13 protein-coding genes and 1 pseudogene are annotated in these 18,070 nt (G+C 69.8%); 6 read left to right on the top strand and 8 right to left on the bottom strand.

Annotated elements, in window-relative coordinates:
- Positions 1-13: 13 nt before the first annotated feature.
- On the bottom strand, positions 14-718 hold the full coding sequence (locus ACWEOI_RS08890) for a lipid droplet-associated protein (protein WP_433668150.1): 705 nt from the start codon (positions 716-718) through the stop codon (positions 14-16).
- A gap of 114 nt (positions 719-832) precedes the next feature.
- Here ACWEOI_RS08890 and ACWEOI_RS08885 point away from each other — a divergent pair, with 114 nt between their 5' ends.
- On the top strand, positions 833-1,849 hold the full coding sequence (locus ACWEOI_RS08885) for a 4-hydroxy-3-methylbut-2-enyl diphosphate reductase (RefSeq protein WP_433668148.1): 1,017 nt from the start codon (positions 833-835) through the stop codon (positions 1,847-1,849).
- A gap of 149 nt (positions 1,850-1,998) precedes the next feature.
- On the opposite strand, the gene ACWEOI_RS08880 is transcribed toward ACWEOI_RS08885, so the two are convergent.
- Together ACWEOI_RS08880 and ACWEOI_RS08875 are read right to left on the bottom strand one after the other, a co-directional pair.
- Entirely contained in the window at positions 1,999-3,156 is a 1,158-nt protein-coding gene (locus tag ACWEOI_RS08880; RefSeq protein ID WP_452359309.1) for a DUF6542 domain-containing protein, read from the bottom strand.
- Positions 3,157-3,273: 117 nt separating this feature from the next.
- Positions 3,274-4,437, bottom strand: a complete 1,164-nt coding sequence (locus ACWEOI_RS08875) for a DNA recombination protein RmuC (RefSeq protein ID WP_433668144.1) — start codon at positions 4,435-4,437, stop codon at positions 3,274-3,276.
- 135 nt (positions 4,438-4,572) lie between these two features.
- Here ACWEOI_RS08875 and ACWEOI_RS08870 point away from each other — a divergent pair.
- Both ACWEOI_RS08870 and ACWEOI_RS08865 read left to right on the top strand, forming a co-directional pair.
- Positions 4,573-5,730 (top strand): annotated as a pseudogene (locus ACWEOI_RS08870) (exonuclease SbcCD subunit D); the annotation flags it as partial.
- Positions 5,731-6,145: 415 nt separating this feature from the next.
- The gene (locus ACWEOI_RS08865; protein ID WP_452359308.1) at positions 6,146-9,391 is read left to right on the top strand and encodes an AAA family ATPase; all 3,246 of its coding nucleotides are present in this window, start codon (positions 6,146-6,148) and stop codon (positions 9,389-9,391) included.
- 4 nt (positions 9,392-9,395) lie between these two features.
- Here the strand turns inward: ACWEOI_RS08865 and ACWEOI_RS08860 are convergent, their stop codons facing one another.
- The 5 genes from ACWEOI_RS08860 to ACWEOI_RS08840 all read right to left on the bottom strand — a co-directional run bounded on the left by ACWEOI_RS08860 (position 9,396) and on the right by ACWEOI_RS08840 (position 14,557).
- Positions 9,396-9,668 carry a DUF2277 domain-containing protein gene (locus ACWEOI_RS08860; RefSeq protein WP_433668141.1) on the bottom strand — a complete coding sequence of 91 codons (273 nt, stop codon included), beginning with the start codon at positions 9,666-9,668 and terminating at the stop codon, positions 9,396-9,398.
- 69 nt (positions 9,669-9,737) lie between these two features.
- Entirely contained in the window at positions 9,738-10,256 is a 519-nt protein-coding gene (locus ACWEOI_RS08855; RefSeq protein ID WP_452359307.1) for a methylated-DNA--[protein]-cysteine S-methyltransferase, read from the bottom strand.
- Between the two features lie 35 nt (positions 10,257-10,291).
- The gene (locus ACWEOI_RS08850) at positions 10,292-11,926 is read right to left on the bottom strand and encodes a DNA-3-methyladenine glycosylase 2 family protein (RefSeq protein WP_452359306.1); all 1,635 of its coding nucleotides are present in this window, start codon (positions 11,924-11,926) and stop codon (positions 10,292-10,294) included.
- Positions 11,927-11,994: 68 nt separating this feature from the next.
- Positions 11,995-12,234 carry a YbdD/YjiX family protein gene (locus ACWEOI_RS08845; protein ID WP_452359305.1) on the bottom strand — a complete coding sequence of 80 codons (240 nt, stop codon included), beginning with the start codon at positions 12,232-12,234 and terminating at the stop codon, positions 11,995-11,997.
- 7 nt (positions 12,235-12,241) lie between these two features.
- Positions 12,242-14,557, bottom strand: a complete 2,316-nt coding sequence (locus tag ACWEOI_RS08840) for a carbon starvation CstA family protein (protein ID WP_452359304.1) — start codon at positions 14,555-14,557, stop codon at positions 12,242-12,244.
- Positions 14,558-14,914: 357 nt separating this feature from the next.
- Between ACWEOI_RS08840 and ACWEOI_RS08835 the strand changes: the two genes are divergently transcribed.
- Genes ACWEOI_RS08835 through ACWEOI_RS08825 form a run of 3 tightly spaced genes read left to right on the top strand, consistent with a single transcriptional unit; the run spans position 14,915 to position 17,984 of the window.
- The gene (locus ACWEOI_RS08835; RefSeq protein WP_452359303.1) at positions 14,915-16,270 is read left to right on the top strand and encodes an ABC transporter substrate-binding protein; all 1,356 of its coding nucleotides are present in this window, start codon (positions 14,915-14,917) and stop codon (positions 16,268-16,270) included.
- Positions 16,267-17,163, top strand: a complete 897-nt coding sequence (locus ACWEOI_RS08830) for a carbohydrate ABC transporter permease (RefSeq protein ID WP_452359302.1) — start codon at positions 16,267-16,269, stop codon at positions 17,161-17,163. Before ACWEOI_RS08835 ends, ACWEOI_RS08830 begins: the two co-directional genes overlap by 4 nt.
- Positions 17,160-17,984 carry an ABC transporter permease subunit gene (locus ACWEOI_RS08825; RefSeq protein ID WP_433668129.1) on the top strand — a complete coding sequence of 275 codons (825 nt, stop codon included), beginning with the start codon at positions 17,160-17,162 and terminating at the stop codon, positions 17,982-17,984. Before ACWEOI_RS08830 ends, ACWEOI_RS08825 begins: the two co-directional genes overlap by 4 nt.
- Positions 17,985-18,070 lie beyond the last annotated feature (86 nt).

Here is an 18,070-nt window from a genome sequence, read left to right as displayed (position 1 = left end):
GAACGTGTGAACTCTACTGGGCGGTCACCGTGGCGATGCGGTTGGTCAGCATCGTGACGAACGGTGCGCGGGCGCGGGTCTCCTGCTCGTAGGCGAGGAGCGCGGCCAGATCGTCCACCGACAGCTGACGTAGTCGCGCGCGCAGCTGGGCGATGGTCATGTCCGCGTACCCGAAGCGGGTCGCCACTTCGGGCTCGGTGACGGCGGTCTCGGGCTCGGCGGCGACCTCGGGCTCGGCCGGGGCGGGCTCGGCGTCGGCCACGAGTTCCAGCTTGGCCGGGGCGCTGCCGTTGTGGCCGTTGGTTGCTGCCTTGGCAGCCGTTACGGGCGCGGCGGTCTCGGTGGCCTCCGGTTCGGCAGCCTCCTGCGCGGCCGATTCGGCGGGCACCGGAGCGAATTCGGGCTCGGTGAAGAGGTCGAAACGGCTCCGGTACGCCGATTCGGAGCCGAAGCTGGAAGTTTGCTCGTCGTCATCGTCCTCATCGAAGGTGGCCCAGGCGGGCTGCTCCTCGGACTGGGTGAGCAAACGGTCGAAGACGGCGTCGCCCTTGAGAGCGAGGCTGGTCACGAACTGCTGGAGGTGCATGGTGGTCTGCAGCATCTGGCTGATCGCGGTGATCGGGAAGTTGATCGCGGTCGCCGGTAGCCGACGAGTTTCCTCGAGGGCGTAGACGGCGGCCCCGGCGGCGACCCGGGCCAGGAACGGAGGTCGGAACATGCCCCTAGCCTGCCCGAAACGCCGTGTGATGCAAAGGTGACAGCGCACGAAAAGTGATTGTGATGCCAACCTCCGCGCGAATGCGCGCCGGGCCGCACACGTATTCTGTGGGGCATGTCCTCGGGTATCCCTTTGAACGTCGGAATCGTCCGGTCCGCGGCGGGTGATGCCGGCGCGCCGCTGAGTCCTTCGCACAAGCGCGTACTGCTCGCCGAACCCCGCGGTTATTGCGCCGGTGTGGACCGGGCGGTCGAAACTGTGGAGAAGGCGCTCGAAAAGCACGGCGCCCCCCTCTATGTCCGCAAAGAAATCGTGCACAACCGGCATGTGGTGGAAACACTGCGGGACCGCGGTGTGATCTTCGTCGACGACACCGAGGAGGTGCCGGAGGGCGCGCTCGTGGTGTTCTCCGCGCACGGCGTCTCCCCGGCCGTGCACGAATCCGCCGCCGCCCGCAAGCTGCACACCATCGACGCCACCTGCCCGCTGGTCACCAAGGTGCACCAGGAGGCCAAGCGCTTCGCCCGCGACGACTTCGACATCCTGCTGATCGGCCACGAGGGCCACGAGGAGGTCGAGGGCACCGCCGGTGAGGCGCCCGAGCACGTACAGCTGGTGGACGGCCCGGACGCCGTCGACGCCGTCACCGTGCGCGACGAGAACAAGGTGATCTGGCTCTCCCAGACCACGCTGTCGGTCGACGAGACCATGGAGACCGTCGACCGGCTGCGGCAGAAGTTCCCCAAGCTGCAGGATCCGCCCAGCGACGACATCTGCTACGCCACCTCCAACCGCCAGACCGCGGTGAAGGCGATGGCCCCCGAATGCGATCTGGTGATCGTGGTCGGCTCGCGCAACTCGTCCAACTCGGTGCGGCTGGTGGAGGTCGCGCTCAGCGCCGGCGCCCGCGCCGCGTACCTGGTGGACTACGCCCGCGAGGTGGATACCGCCTGGCTGGAGGGCATCGGCACGGTCGGCGTCACCTCGGGCGCCTCCGTTCCGGAGATCCTCGTGGAGGGTGTGCTGGAACTGCTGGCCGAGCACGGTTTCGGTGAGGTGGTGCCGGTCACCACCGCCAACGAGACGCTGGTCTTCTCGCTGCCGCGCGAACTGCGCGCCGCGCGCGGGTAATCCCGCCGCCGGGTTATCCGGCTCCGAAAACACATTCGCGCCTGCCACATTCGTTGTGGCGGGCGCGAATTGCTATCCGGATGATCTTATTTCGTCCCGAATTTCGTGATTGCCGGAAATCTACGGCGATCGTCGCTCGGGTGTCGCGGTCAGCGTTCGATGCGGCCGGAATCGCGTTCGCGATAGCGCACATTCGGACGCGGATGCGGGGGCACCTCGCCCGGCTGCGGACGACGACGGCGGCCACCCTCGGCCGCGGGGGCCGGATTGGCGGCGGGAGCCGCGCCGCGTCCCGCGGCCTGCTCGGGACTCTGGGCGCGCCGGCGGCGGCCGTCGCCCGCGGCGGGATCCGGCGCGGGCTGCGCGGCGCGGCGTTCCCCGGTGCGGGTGCGGTCGGCCGGGGCGGCGCGACGCTCGCCGCCGCGGGGCGGCTCGGCGGGGGCCGCGCGGCGATCCCCGGTGCGCGGCGGCTGCTGCTCGCCGTTCTGGCCGCGGCGGCGGCCCTCGGCGGGGGCGGCGGACTGGTCCGGGCGCGCCGGGCGGCGGCGGCCCTCGGTGGCGGGCGGGGTGCGATCGGCGGCGGCCGGATCGGCCTCGCGGGAGCGGCGACGGGTCTCCCCGGACTGCCGGTTCGCGCCCACCCGCGGCGGGTCGGCGGCGACCCGGCCGGCGGCGCGGCGGGACGAACGGGTGGACTCGGTCTCGGTGGGTTCGGTCACGCCCGCACCCGTGGTGTCGTCGCCGGGCCGGAAGCGGCGTCTGGCGGGGTCCTTGGAGTCGGCGGGCCGGGTGCGCTGGGCGCGCGCGCCGCCGGGTCGGGTGGCGCGACCTCGGAGCGTGCGGGCCTCGCCGTCGACCCCGTCCTTGCCCTCCTTGCGGTGCATGGCGATCCGGACCGCGCCGACGATCAGCACCAGCGTCGTGGCCAGCGCCATCGTCGGGAACCGGTTCACCAGCGGGATGGCCAGATTCAGCAGGATCTCGCGCAGCTTGAAGCTGCGGGCCGAGCCCAGCAGGAGTTGATACGACACCGGCACCGCGATGAACAGCAGCAGCGGCGGCAGCACCAGCGCGGTGAACAGTCCCCGGAAGCGGACCGCGAGTACGGCCAGCAGACAGCCGATCACGTACAGGCTGGCGAACGTGCCGGTGAGCTCGTCGCCGCCCATCGAATCGATCAGGAACCCGACGAACGTGCACGTCACGGCGATCAGGACCGCGATCGGGGCCGAGACGCCGGGAACCGACGGCAGGATCGAACGGTGCGACGGGGGCACCTCGGTTCGCTCGCGTTGGGTAACTGCCACGTCAAGCACACTAAGGCATGCAGGTGTTTCACGAGGCAGGCGACATCAGGCAGGTATTCCGAATCGCATGAACCAGGAGTTAGCTGTGGCGCGTGCGCCCTGGGACCGAGCGGTTGCTCAGGCCTCACCCGCCTCGTCGCCACGGAACCGATATTCGTCTCCGGCGAAGCCGACCGCGCGGGGCCAGCTGTCGATACTGCGGACCTCCGGCGGGGCGGCGTCCGCGACACCGAGATCGTGCATCTTGCGGGCCGTGACCAGCACCCGCGACTCCATCGACGCGACCGTGTGGTTGTAGGCGTCGACCGCCTTGCCCAGCTGGGATCCCAGCCGGTCCAGGTGGCGGCCGGTGGTGCCGAGCCGGGTGTAGAGCTCGCGGCCCAGTTGTTGTATCAGGGCCATGTCCGCCGACATCGCCTCCTGCCGCCAGCCCAGCGCCACCGTGCGCAGCAGCGCCATGAGTGTGGTGGGCGTCGCCAGGACCACATTGCGACCGAAGGCGTACTCGAGCAATCCGGAATCGGCGGTGAGCGCCGCGTCGAGGAACGGATCGCCGGGGACGAACAGCACCACGAAATCGGGGGAGGGGTCGAAGGCCGCCCAGTACTCCTTGGCCGCCAGCTGATCGACGTGATTGCGCAGGTGCCGCGCGTGCAGGGCCAGATGATTGGCGCGTTCGCGCGGGTCCTCGGTTCCCGCGGCGTCGAGGAACGCGGTGCACGGCACCTTGGCGTCCACCACGATCTGACGGCCGCCGGACAGCCGCACCACCAGATCCGGCCGCACCACCGTGTCGCCGCGGCGGGTCACCTGGGTGTCGAAATCGCAGTGCCGGGCCATGCCGGCCAGCTCCACCACCCGTTCCAGCTGGATCTCGCCCCAGCGGCCGCGCACCTGGGGTGCGCGCAGGGCGGCCACCAACTGACCGGTCTGCGTGGACAACTGATGCGACATCCGCTGCATGCCCGCGACCTGTTCGCGCAGGCCGGAATACGCGTTGATGCGGTTGTGCTCGACTTCCTGGATATGACGGTCCAGGCTGCCGACCGCGTCGCGCAGCGGTTCCACCAGCGCGCCGATCGCATGCGACTGCCGCCGCGCCGCGTCCTCGCTGGCCGCCCCGAGTGATTGCCGCAACAACCGCTCGTTGTCCCGCATGGCCGCCAGTCTCGCCTCGGCCATCGCACCCCGCTGTCCCGCCCGCGCGGCATGCCCCAGCCAGCCCAGGGCCAGCCCCGAAACGAACACCAACAGCAGCGCGAACAGCATCGGTGCGGTCATGGCCTGTGATAGTGCCGTACGACACCGACAATCCCGTGAATCCGGCACCGGTGCCGTGTCTTTGGGGTGCGAAGTTGCCGGGGACGCGCCGAGGGCGGATGAATTTGTCGGAGCGATCGCCTAGCGTTCTCCGACATGCGGATCCTGCACACCTCCGACTGGCATATCGGGCGCACCTTTCACGGCGTCGATCTGCTGACGGATCAGGAGTGCTCGCTGCTGGCCATCGCGGAATTGGTGCGGGCGGAGGGGGTGGACGTGGTCGTGCTGCCGGGGGACGTGTACGACCGTTCCATTCCCAGCGCGGATGCGATCGCGGTGTGTAATCGAGGATTCGAGGCAATTCGGGCGGCGGGGGCGACGATTATCGCGACCTCCGGAAATCATGACTCGCCGGCTCGGCTGGGTGCGCTCGGGAGTTTCGCGGCGGCGGGCGGATTGCATTTGCGCTGCCGGATCGCGGATGTGGCGCGGCCGATCGTGCTTTCCGACGAGTTCGGTGAAATTGCCTTTTACGGCATTCCGTACTTGGAGCCGGAGATCACCCGGGTGGAATTGGGTGTACCGCAGGCGCGTTCACACGCCGAGATTCTGGACGCGGCCATGGGGCGGGTGCGTGCGGATCTGGCGGGGCGGACCGGGGCCCGCTCGGTGGTGCTGGCGCACGCGTTTGTGGTGGGCGGTGAGGCGACTGGTTCGGAGCGGTCCATTTCCGTCGGCGGGGTGGAGACGGTGTCGCTGTCGGCGTTCGACGGGATCGACTACACGGCCCTGGGGCACCTGCACTCGCCGCAGACGCTGTCGGAGTCGGTCCGGTATTCGGGATCGCCGCTGCCGTACTCGTTCGGTGAGCGCTCGCACCGCAAGGCCGTGTGGATCGTGGATCTCGACGCCTCGGGGCTCGCGGAGGTGCGGCGCCACGATCTCCCGGTGGTGCGGGGGCTGTCCCAGCTCACCGGACCGCTGGAATCCCTCCTGGAATCGCCGGAGCACGCCGAAGCCGAAGCCCACTATGTGTCGGCCACCCTGACCGACACCGCGCGCCCCGTGGACGCGCTGCGCCGGCTGCGCGACCGCTTCCCGCACGCCGTCCACGTGGAATGGCAACGCCCGGAGGGCAACCCGGAACTCCGCTACCGCGAACGCGTCCACGGCCGCCGCGACACCGAGATCGCCCAGACCTTCCTCTCCGACGTCCGGGGCGTCCCGACCGCGGGTGAGATGACCTGGCTCGAACGCGCCCTCTCCGCCGCCACCCGTGAGAAGGACGGCCCCCGCCGCGTTTCCGCACCGGACGAGCGCACGGTGTTCCCCGCGGCGGCGGCTGCTCCCGTGGAGAGTGCATCCGTGCCGGCCGAGGCGGTTTCCGCGCAGACGGTCGCGGTGCCGGCCGAGGTGAGTGCCGTTCAGCATGCTGCCGTGCCGGCCGAGGCGGATGCTGCCCGGCCGGGGGCGTCCGAGGCGGAGCGGGTGGTCAGCGCGGCCGGGTTCGACGGGTCGGTGCGCGGAGCGGACGCGGCGGAGGCGGATGCGGCGCTCGGGTTGTTCGATGTGGAGGAATTCGGTCTCGGGACGGGTGAATCCGGCGAGACCGCGGACGGGATGACCGCGTGAGCGTTGGGGTGCGGGGCATTTCGGCGTGTCCCGCCGGTGCGGGCGTGCGATCGGTTGTCGAATGGGTCGAGGCGTTGCGGGAAGGGGTCACGGCATGCGGCTGCATCGGCTGGAGCTGACGGCGTTCGGGCCGTTCGCCGAGACGGCCGTGGTGGATTTCGACGAGCTGGGCGCGGACGGGCTGTTCCTGCTGCACGGGCAGACCGGGGCCGGGAAGACCACGGTGCTCGACGCCATCGCCTTCGCGCTGTACGGGAAGGTGCCCGGCGCGCGCGAGGAGGGCAAGCGCCTGCACTCCGATCACGCCGACGAGCAGACCCCGCCCCGGGTGCTGCTCGAGGCCACCGTCGGCGGCCGGACGCTGCGCCTGATCCGCTCCCCGGAATTCCAGCGCCCCAGCAAGCGCGCCAAATCCGGGTGGGTGAAGGAGAACTCGGTCGCCACTCTGGAATGGCTGGACGGCCGTGGCCAGAACCTCTCGCGCATCCCCGACATCGGCGACGAGGTGCTGCGCCTGCTCGGCATGAGCGCCGACCAGTTCTTCCAGGTCGTCCTGCTGCCCCAGGGCGATTTCGCGCGCTTCCTGCGCGCCGACAACGAGGAACGCGAGAAGCTCCTCGAAAAGCTCTTCGACACCGAACGTTTCGGCACCGCCGAACAGTGGCTCATCGACAAGCGCCGCGCCGGCACCGCCGAGCTCGACACCCGTAAGCACGGCATCGACGCTCTGATCGCCCGTGTCGGCACCGCCGCCGGTCTGCCCGCCACCGACTCCGCCACCATCCTCGAATCGGTCGCCTGGTCGCAGTCCCTGCTGACCGCCGCCCGCACCACGCTGACCGCCACCTCCGTGGACCTCCAACAGCGCCAGCAGGATTCGTCGAAGGTCCGCGCCGCCGCCGAGGCCGAGCGCCGCCGCCATGACCTGTTCCGCCGCCGCGCCACGGCGCAGGCGCAGCTCGCCGAGTTCACGGCGACCGCCACCCAGCGCATGGTCCGCCAGTCCGAGCTCGACCGCGCTCGTCGCGCCGAACCGGTCGCCGCCGCCCTTGCCGAGGCCCGCACCGCCGCCGTCGCCCTGCGCCGCCGCACCGACGACGCCACCCGCGCCGCCGAACAACTCGCCGATCGCCTCCTCGACCCCGCGACCGCCGAACTCCCCGGAACCACTTGGGCCGCAGCTGACCTGGCCGCCACCGAGCTCGCGGGTACCGACCTCGCCACCGACCTGACCGACCTCCCCGCGCCCGGAATCCAGCCGGACTCCACGGATGCCGGTGACGAGCTTCCGCACCTTCGCACGAACCACCTTGGCGCGGACATCGATACGGGTTCGGCGCGCACGGGTGGGCTGGACGATCTGCCCCGGGCCGGCTCCGGCGGCGGGCTCGAGGCGGCGGTACAGCGGTGGAGCGCGCAGGTGGGGGCGCTGGACGAGGTGCGGGCCGATGCCGAGTCGGCGAATCAGCTGACCCGGGAATTGTCGGGGCTGCGGACCGAGCAGAAGGATCTGGCGGCTCGGGCGGCGAAGCTGATCGCGCGGCTGGGCGAGTTGCCGGAAGCCGTTGCGGGGGTCGAGGTTCGGTTGCGTGGGTCCGCGGATGCAGCCGCCGCGCTGGCCGGGCTGGAGGCCGAGTGCCTGCGGTTGCGGACGTCGGCGGAGGCCGCGGTCGAGCTGGAGCGGAAGCGGGGGGAACTGGCGCGGGCGGGGACCACCTTCGAGCAGGCGAAGACCGCGCACGCGGAGGCGTGGAAGCGGACGCAGGCGCTGCGGGAACAGCGGATGGCGGGGATGGCCGCGGAATTGGCGGAGGCGCTGGTCGAGGGGGAGCCGTGCGCGGTGTGCGGGTCCGACGCGCACCCGAATCCGGCCCGGCCCGCCGAGCACGCGGTGTCCAAGGCGGACGAGGACGCGGCGCTGGCCACCGAACGGGCGGCGGAGGCCGCCCGGGAGCGGGCGGGTCAGCTGGTGGCGGAGCTCGAGCGCGCCGTCGAGGTGCTGGTCGAGCGGGGCGGCGACGTCGACAAGGCGGAACTGGCTGCGGCGCTGGACGATTCGACGCTGCAGTTCACTGTGTCCAAACGAGCGGCGGGGCTGGTGGACGGCCTCACCGCCGAACTGAACACGCTGCGCGCCGATCAGACCCGGCTCCAGAACGAGGCGCGCGAGTGCGAGAGCCGCGTGAGCGCGACGACCGAGCGGATCGTGGCCACCGATCGTCGGCTGGCCGAACTCACCGAGCGGCTGCGTGCCGCCGCCGGAGCCGATGGCACGGTCGAGCGGCGGCGTGCGCGGCTGGCGGCCCTGGTCGAAGAAGCCAGTGTGGTCCGCGCGGCCCGCGTCGAAGCCGTCACCGCCCGCGAGCAGGTGTCCGCAGCCGCCGTGCGGGTCGAAAAGCTGTCGTACGAAGCGGGTTTGGTGGAATCCGCGCCCCCGGTGATGGGGGAGTCCGGCCCGGATTACGCCGTGCTGGGCGAGTACGCCCGCACGGTCGACGCCGCCTCACGCACGACGGCGCAGCAGTCGGAGATCGAGGACGAGCTCGTGGCCGCCGACCGCGCTCGCGCCCACGCCGAGGCCGTCCTCGCCGAACCGGAGATCCGCGCCGCCGGGGATACGGAACCGGGCGATCCGGGCGAGCTGGAAAACGCTGTGGCCCAGTCGGAATCGGAACTGAACCGGGCGGTGGCCGCGCACGCCGAAGCGGAGCGGCGGGTCAAGCAACTGACGGCCCTCTGCACGCAGTTGCAGACCGACGTCGAACACATCGCCCCGTTGCAGCGCGCTCACGACGAACTGGCCCGCCTGTCCGAGGTGGTCGCGGGCCGCGGCGAGAACAACCGCCGCATGTCCCTGCGCTCCTACGTGCTGGCCGCCCGCCTGGAAGAGGTGGCCCTGGCCGGATCGGTCCGTCTGCGCCGAATGTCCGGCGGCCGCTACGAATTCGTCCACACCGACGCCGCCGGCCCCCGCGGCCGTCGCGGCGGCCTGGGCCTCGACATCCGCGATGACTACACCGGCGCGGTCCGCCCCGCCAAAACCCTCTCCGGCGGCGAGACCTTCATGGCCTCGCTGTCCCTGGCCCTCGGCCTGGCCGACGTCGTCTCCGCCGAATCCGGCGGCCTGGTCATGGACACCCTCTTCATCGACGAGGGTTTCGGCAGTCTCGACGCCGACACCCTCGACTCGGTCATGGGCGTCCTCGACGAGCTCCGCTCCGGCGGCCGCGTGGTCGGCGTGGTCAGCCACGTCGACGAAATGCGCCAGCGCATCCCCAGCCGCCTCCACGTCATCCGCGGCCGCACCGGCTCCCGTCTGGAAACCTCCGTCGGCGTCTGACCGGTCAGCTGCGGGCGAACCGGACTTCGGCTCGGGCTCGGGCCTTGGCAGCTTCGACCTCGCGGTCCTTGGGCGGCGCGTTGGTGGTCAGGCCCTCGAGGAGGCGGGTGGTGGCCGCGGTGATCTCCTCGACGGCGAGGTCGAAGGCGGCCTGGTTGGTCTGGGAGGGTTTGGCGGTTCCGCTGATCTTGCGGACGTATTGCAGGGCGGCCGCGTGCACCTCGTCCGGGGTGGCCGGCGGCTCGAAGTTGTGCAGGGTGTGGATGTTGCGGCACATGGTTGCGAGCGTACGCCGGGGCTCCGACACCCCCGGTCAGAGCGATGTCGCTGGTCGGGAGGGTATGGGTCAGGCGGATTCGTGGTCGAGCAGCCAGCGTTTCACGGGCAGCCCGTAGCGGAAGCCGCCGAGGCTGCCATCGGTGCGGATGACGCGGTGGCAGGGGACGAACAGGGCGGCCGCGTTGCGGGCGCAGGCATTGGCGGCGGCGCGGGTGGCGGCGGGGCGGCCGGAGATGACCGCGAAGTCGGTGTAGGTGACCGGCTCGCCCGCGGGCACCTTGCGCAGGATCTCCCAGGCGTGGGTGAGGAACGGCCCGGAGACCTGCCGGACGGGAATGGCGTCGATGGCGGTCAGATCACCCGCGTGATAGTCGGTGATGGCCCGCGAGACCGGTCCGAGCGAATCGCGGGCCCGCAGTTCGGCGGGCCGGATGCTGGGGTGGATGAGCGCGCGCAGTTCCTCCGCCGAGGCGGTCCAGCCTGAGGCCAGGACCACCCCGTCGGCGTCCACCACGGCCGTGAACGGCCCGGCCACGGTGGTCATGGTGGCGTAATCCGCTGGTGCGTGCGTGTTTTCGGAGCTCATGAGGGATGTCCTCCAGGTGGGAGTCGGTGGCGTGCTCACTGGGCGGCGCGCCGGCCGAGCGGTTCGATTTTCGCGGAGGCCCGCGGCTCGGGGTTGGCCAGGGCGTGCTTCCACAGGTGCATGGTCAGGTAGGAGCGCCACGGCGACCAGCGGGCCGTCGCGGTGAGATCCACGCCGAGTAGCGCGGCCCCGCGCCGCACCACCAGGTCGGACGGCAGCAGCACGTCGGGGTCGGCGAGCAGGCGCATCGTCACGTAGTCGGCGGTCCACGGCCCTACGCCGTCGAGGGCGAGCAGGTCGCGGCGGAGTTCGGCGGCGGTGCGGCCGGAGTGCAGCACGAGGTCCCCGGAGGCGAGGGCCTTGGCCGCGCCGACGATGGCCTCGATCCGCCGCCCGGGCCCGGTGAGCACCTCGGAGCCGTGTTCGGCGATGGCCTCGGCGGTGGGGAACAGGTGCGGGATGGGCCCGTCGATGGGCTCGCCGAGCTGCTGCACCAGTCGCGCGGTGTGGGTATTGGCGGCCGCCACCGAGATCTGCTGCCCGATCATGGTGCGCAGCAACAGCTCCGGACCGTCCAGGCAGCCGGGCACCCGGATGCCCGCGGGCAGCACGATGCCGTTCGCCCGGCCATCGCCGTTCGAGCGCGGCACGACACCGTTCGCAGGCGACACGGCAGCGGCACCGTTGGAGCGCTGCGCGGTCGGATCCGCCCCGGGTACCTCGCAGGGTAGGCCCACACGCAGCGGCATCCCCGCCATGCCCGCCGTCAACGCCTCGTCGATACCGACCGGATCCGCGTCGAGGTCGAGGAAGTGCCGGATGCGCGCCACGGTCGGCGCGAGATCCCGCATGTCCTGCAACGACAACGCCGCCCGCACATGCCCCGGCTGAATCGACAGCCGAATGGTGGTGTGACCGTGCGGCGTTCGCAGGCTGCGCGTGTACACCCCGCTCTCGTACAGCTCCAGCCCGGGCGCCGCGTGCGCCGCCAGGAACCATTCCAGCCACGACCGGTCCAGCGGTTCCCGGTAGGGCAGCCGCAGGGTGAGCAGCCCGTTGGTGGCGGGCAGGGTGTCGCCGTTGCGGCGCCGGGATTCCTCGCGCAGCGCGGTGGGGCTGACCGCGAAGACCTCGCGCACGGTGTCGTTGAACTGCCGGATGCTGGCGAATCCGGCCGCGAACGCGATGTCGGACATGGGTAGCCGGGTGGTCTGGATGAGCAGTCGCGCGGTGTGGGCGCGGTGGGCGCGCGCCAAAGCCAGTGGGCCCGCGCCGAGTTCGCCGGTGAGCACCCGGGTGAGCTGGCGTTGCGAGTAGCCGAGGGCGTTGGCGAGGGCCGGGACGCCGCCGCGTTCGATGACGCCGTCGCCGATCAGCCGCATGGCCCGGGAGGCCAGGTCGGCGCGGGTGTTCCACAGCGGTGACCCGGGCGCGGCGTCGGGCAGGCAGCGGCGGCAGGCCCGGAATCCGCCCTGCTGGGCGGCGGCCGCGGTCGGCAGGAAGGTGACGTTGGCCCGTTTGGGGGTGATGGCCGGACAGGAAGGGCGGCAATAGATTCCGGTGGTGCGTACCGCGGTCACGAAGTGACCGTCGAACCGGGAGTCCCGGGTGGCCACGGCGCGGTAGCAACGCTCGAAGTCCAAGTCGTTCGCACTCACGCATACCACCATGGCAGCCCGAGCGCCCCCGCGCTAGCGGGAATCGGCCATCAGGGTCGGCGGAAAACCGCCACCCGGGCTCAGCAGCAGCGGTTTGCCGGATTCCTGTCCGCGGCGGCGTGCCGGTCGCGCCAGTAGTCCCGTTCGCTGGGAATCGCGCAGCCGGGGTGGTGCAGGCGCTGATGCTGCACGTAGCGGGCGTAATCGTTGCCGCCGAGGATCGAGTTGAACCACCAGGCAACGGCTTTCACGGCCCGGATGAGGGCGAGCCCCGTCCGCCGCAGTGGATCTGCGGTGGACGGGGCGTCGGGGGTGGTCATCGGCGCGTCAATGCCTCGCGCCGGGTGCGACGACCTTGCCCTCGGCGATCAGGGCGTCCCATTCCTGCTGGACCTCCCGTTCCGCCTTGCTGGTGATGAACCCCTTGGGGCCGAACAGCTTCGACGGCACTTCCTCGGTCTCGGTGGTCGAGCTGCCGCCCGCGCGGATGGCCTTCACGCAGACCCAGATGCCGACCAGCGCCACGATCAGCACCATCACCGCGAAAACGATCGACAGCGTGCCCTGGATGAAGGTATTGCGGATGATCTTGTCCATATTGCTGATCTGCGTGTTCAGCGCGTCGACATCCTTGATGCCCTTCGGCAGCTGACCGGTGTCGCGGGCCGCGATGTAGGCGTTCTGCTTGTCGATGGTGTTGTAGTGCAGCGTCCAGTAGCCGATCTTCGGGTCACCGGAGAAGATCTTCTGGAACGAGGCCGTCATGGTGACGATCAGGTCCCAGACCAGCGGAACCGCCGGGATCCAGGCCCATTTCAGCAGGCCCTTCTTCACCACGATCACCAGCACGACGGTCAGCGCGATGGCCGCGAGCAGCTGGTTGGAGATGCCGAACAGCGGGTACAGCGTGTTGATGCCGCCCAGCGGGTCGGTGACCCCCATCAGCAGCACCGAACCCCACGCGGCCACCACGAGTCCGGAGCAGATGAACACGCCCGGCCACCACGACGGGTCGCGGAACTTCTTGGCGGCGCCGCCCAGGTTGCCCAGCGAGTCCGAGAGCATGAACCGCGCGACACGGGTGCCCGCGTCGATGGTGGTGAGGATGAACAGCGCCTCGAACATGATGGCGAAGTGGTACCAGAACGCCTTGAGGCTGTTGCCGCCGATGAACTTGTGCATGATCTCGGTCATGCCGATGGCGAGGGTGGGCGCGCCACCGGTGCGGGAGTAGACCCGGGACTCGCCCGTGCCCGCCGCCACGTCGTTCAGGTACTGCGCGTCGATCGGGTTGCCGCTCAGGCCGAGCTTGTTGACGCTGTCGGCGGCCGCCTGCGCGGAGGTCATATTGGGGGTGTTGATCGCGAAGTACAGGTGCTGGTCCAGGATCGACGCCGCGATGATGGCCATGACCGCGACGAACGACTCCATGAGCATGCCGCCGTAGCCGATCATCCGCGCCTGCGACTGCTTCTCCAGCAGTTTGGGCGTGGTGCCCGAGGACACCAGCGAGTGGAAGCCCGACAGCGCGCCGCACGCGATGGTGATGAACAGGAACGGGAACAGGCTGCCCGCGAAGGACGGTCCGTTGGAGTTGCTCGCGAACTGGGAGACCGCGGGGGCCTTCAGCACCGGCATGGTGGCGAGCACGCCGAGGGCGAGCAGGCCGATGGTGCCGATCTTCATGAAGGTCGACAGGTAGTCGCGCGGGGCGAGCAGCATCCACACCGGCAGCACCGAGGCGACGAAGCCGTAGATGATCAGCATCCAGGAGATGGTGGTGCCCGACAGCGTGAACAGGTCACGGCCCCAACCGGATCCGGCGACCCAGTTGCCGGAGATGATGGCCAGCATCAGCGCCGCGAAACCGATGATCGACACTTCGCCGACCTTGCCGGGCCGCAGGTAGCGCAGGTACAAGCCCATGAACAGCGCGATCGGGATGGTCATGGCGATGGAGAACACACCCCACGGACTGCCGCCCTCGAGAACGTGGGTGGTCTTGTTCTCGGTCGCCGCAAGGGCATTCACGACGACGATGCCGAGCACGGCGAGCAGGATCATCATGATGACGAGCACGGCGACGATGGCCGCCACGCCGCCGACCACACCGAGTTCGTCGCGCGCCATCTGGCCCAGCGAGCGGCCGCGGCGCTTCACCGACGCCCACAGGACCAAATAGTCCTGCACCGCACCGGCCAGCACCACGCCGACGATGATCCAGATGGTGCCGGGTAGGTAGCCCATCTGGGCGGCGAGCACCGGACCGACCAGCGGGCCCGCGCCGGCGATGGCGGCGAAGTGGTGGCCGAACAGGACCCGCCGGTCCATCGGCATGTAGTCCTTGCCGTTCTCCATCTCCTCGGCGGGAGTGGCGACATCGTCACGCGGCTTGGTGATCTTGTATTCGATGAGCCGCGCGTAGAACTGGTAGGCGAGCACGTACGTGCACAGGGCCGCGATGACGATCCACACCGCGTTCACGTTCTCGCCGCGCATGAACGCGAGGATGGCCCAGGCGATCGCGCCGACGACGGCGATGGCGAGGAAGATGCCCTTCTTCGCCGTTGTCATGGGTGTCCGGTCCACGACGCCCACCGGTGGCAGGTCGGGATCCGTCCGGAGGTACTCGATGGTCGCCATGCGCCAACTCTCCCGTGCGGTACAACGGTCACTGATTCAAATGGTCACAACGTAGCCCAACCGACATGCCTCTGAACCGGCTTTGACCAGCCGTTCACCTGCAGGTCGTACCGCCGGGTACGGTTGGCCCGGGGGACGCTGTACCGGGCTCGGCGGGGTGTTGCGATCCGGTGCCATGCCCGCGAGTTCGCGTGTTTTCGACGTGTCGCGGGTAGCTCCCCGTATGCTGCCATGCTGGTTCGAGATCTACGTCACGGTGGTGGCATTAGTTCGTTTAGTTCACGGATATATCCTTCCGGCCGCCCCGTCGCCCGAGTCATGACCCCGCCGCGATCGTCCGCGACCAGAGGAGACGCGATGCCGCAGCACCTCCGCCCGTCCGGCGCGCGGGAGATCGGCGGCGCGCGCGGCGGTTTCGATCGGCGGACCCTGCTGCGCTCGGCCGCGGCCGCTGCGCTGCTCGCCGCCGGCGGCTGCGCGGGCGGGGACGACGACGCGGTCACCTTCTTCTTCCAGGCGCGACCCGAGGAAGCGCGGACACGGCTGCGGATCATCGACGAATTCCAGCGGCGGCGACCCGATATCCGGATTCGCACCATCATGTCCGGGCCGGATCCGTTGCAGCAGATGCTCACCTACTGCGCGGGCGGCAAATGCCCGGACGTGCTGATGGCGTGGGAACTGCTGTACGCGGGGCTCGCGGATCGCGGGGTGCTGGCCGACCTGCGTGAATTCCTGGATCGGGAACCGGATTACGCGGCGCGGCTGCGGGCCGACGGGTACGCCACGCTGCGTGACACGTTCGTGTGGGGCGGCGGGCAGTACGCGCTGCCGGAGCAATGGTCCGGGGTGTTCCTCTACTACAACCGGAAGCTGTTCGCCGAGGCCGGGATCCAGCCGCCGGTGCGCTGGTCGGAGGCGTGGAACTTCGACGAGTTCCTGGCCGCGGCGCGGACGCTCACCCACCGGGACCCCGACGGGCGCACTCGCCAATGGGGTTTCGTGGACGCGTGGGTGCCGTACTTCTCGGCGGCCTGCTTCGGGATGAACAACGGCACCGAATGGTTCAGCCCGCCGGTGCGGCCGGATCACACGAATCTGGGGGATCCTCAGTTCGCGGCAGGGCTCCAGTTCTATGCCGATCTCGCGGTGCGGCATCGGGTCGCGCCCAGTGTCGGTGACCGGCAGTCCGTTTCGGCGCAGGACCTGTTCCGCAGCGGGAAGGCCGCCATGCTCATGGGCGGGCACTGGCTGTACTCGGAGTTCACCGACCGGGACGGGCTGGACTTCGATGTGACGGTGTTGCCGGTCGGGCCGCACGGGGGACCGGGGGCGATCACCGATATCGGCAGCACCGGGCTGGCCATCGCCGCGAGCAGCCCGCGGCGGGAACAGGCGTGGGAGTTCGTGAAATTCGCGACCGGGCCGGAAGGGCAGGCCATCATCGCCGAATCGGGACTGTTCGTGCCGGTATTGCGGTCGGCCATGCGGTCGCCGGGGTTCGCGGCGGCGCATCCGGGGGTGCGGAATCTGGAGGTCTTCACCGAGGGGCCGGAGAATTCTCGTCCGCTGGCGGTGACGCCCTTGTGGGGCAAGGTGGAAGCGCTGCTCGAGCGGGGCTGCAACCGCGTGTTGCGGGGTGCGGCGTCGGCGGAATCGCTGGGCGGGCAGACGTCTTCCGATATCGACCAGTTGTTGCGGGCGGCGGTATGAGACGGGGATCGGAGCTGGATCGGCGGCGGGCGCGGGCCGGGAAGCTGTTCGTGGCGCCGAATGTGGCCGCGATCCTGGTGTTCATGCTGTTCCCGCTGGGGTTCTCGCTGTATCTGAGTTTTCACTCGTGGGATCTGTTCAGTCCGCCGCGGTTCGTGGGGGTGACGAATTACCGGCGGTTGTTCTCCGAGGATCCGCTGTTCTATATCGCGCTGCGGAATACGGCGGTGTTCACGGTGCTGACCCTGGTGCCGACGGTGGTGATCAGCCTTGCCGTGGCCGCGCTGCTGAATCGGAAGTTGCGGGGCATCGGGGTCTTCCGCACCATCGCGTTCCTGCCGTTGGTGGCGTCGACCGTGGCGATGGCGGTGGTCTTCCGCTTCATCTTCGCCAGTGATGACGGTCTCGCCAATATCCTGCTGGGCTGGGTCGGCGTGGGTCCGATCCCGTGGTTGACCGACCCGCACTGGGCCATGGTGTCGTTGAGCCTGGTCACGGTGTGGAAGTCGGTGCCCTTCGCGACGGTGATTCTGCTGGCCGCCATGCAGGGCGTCCCCGAAAACCTCTACGAGGCAGCGAAGATCGACGGCGCCGGTGGCTTCCGGCGGTTCGTCTCCATCACGATTCCGCTGATCCGAGGCGCGCTGTCCTTCGTCCTCGTCATCACGGTCATCAACTCCGTCCAGGCCTTCGACCAGGCGTACGCGCTGACCGGCAGCAACGGTGGCCCCGAGACCGGCACCTACGTTCTGGGAATCATGCTGTTCCAGAACGCCTTCCGCTTCTACGAAGTCGGCTACGCCTCGGCCCTTGCGTGGATCATCTTCGCGATCCTGCTGGCCTTCACCCTCATTCAGCAGTGGTTGGCCCGTCGCGCCGAGGTGGACCGATGAAACGCCGCCTGACCTCCGCCGTCCTCACCTACCTGGCCTTGATCGCCGTGGCCTGGTGCGCCCTCACCCCGATCCTCTGGTCCATCTCGGCCTCCCTGAAGTCCGACGGCGAACTGACCGACGCCGCCCCGCTGCCGTCCCATCCCCAATGGTCCAACTACCGAGAAGCTTTCGCCTCCATCCCTCTCGGCCACATGCTCCTGAACACCGTCGTCTACGCGGCTTGCGTGACCATCGGCCAAGTCTTCTTCTGCTCCCTGGCCGGTTACGCCTTCGCACGCCTGGAGTTCCCCGGCCGCGAGGCCCTCTTCCTCGGCTACCTGGCCACCCTCATGGTCCCGCTGACCGTCACCGTCATCCCGCAATTCCTGCTGATGCGCGCCTTCGGCTGGATGGACACCCCCTGGTCCATGATCGTCCCCGGCCTCTTCGGCAGCGCCTTCGGCACCTACCTCATGCGCCAGTTCTTCCGAACCCTCCCAGTAGAACTGGAGGAGGCCGCCACCCTCGACGGCTGCACCCCCTGGCAGACCTACTGGCGAGTCCTCCTCCCGCACACCAAACCCGCCGTCATGGTCCTCGCGGTCCTCACCTGGATCACGGTCTGGAACGACTTCCTCTGGCCCCTGATCATGATCCAACGCAACGACTACGCCACCGCCACCCTCGGCCTCGTCCGCCTCCAAGGCCAATACTCCACCAACTGGCCCCTCCTCATGGCCGCCGCCACCGTCATCCTCCTCCCCCTCCTCCTCATCTACGCCCTGGCCCAACGAGCCTTCGTCCGAGGCATAGCCCTCTCCGGCCTCGGCGGCCGCTAGCCCGTCCGACCCCATGTCGGAGTGCATCATTGTCCCTGGTCGCGACGGTTGGTAACCTTGGGTATCCGACATGGAGTTCCTGGATA

The sequence above is a fragment of the Nocardia sp. NPDC004340 genome (assembly GCF_053602575.1).
This window is presented reverse-complemented; position numbering and strand designations above follow the sequence as displayed.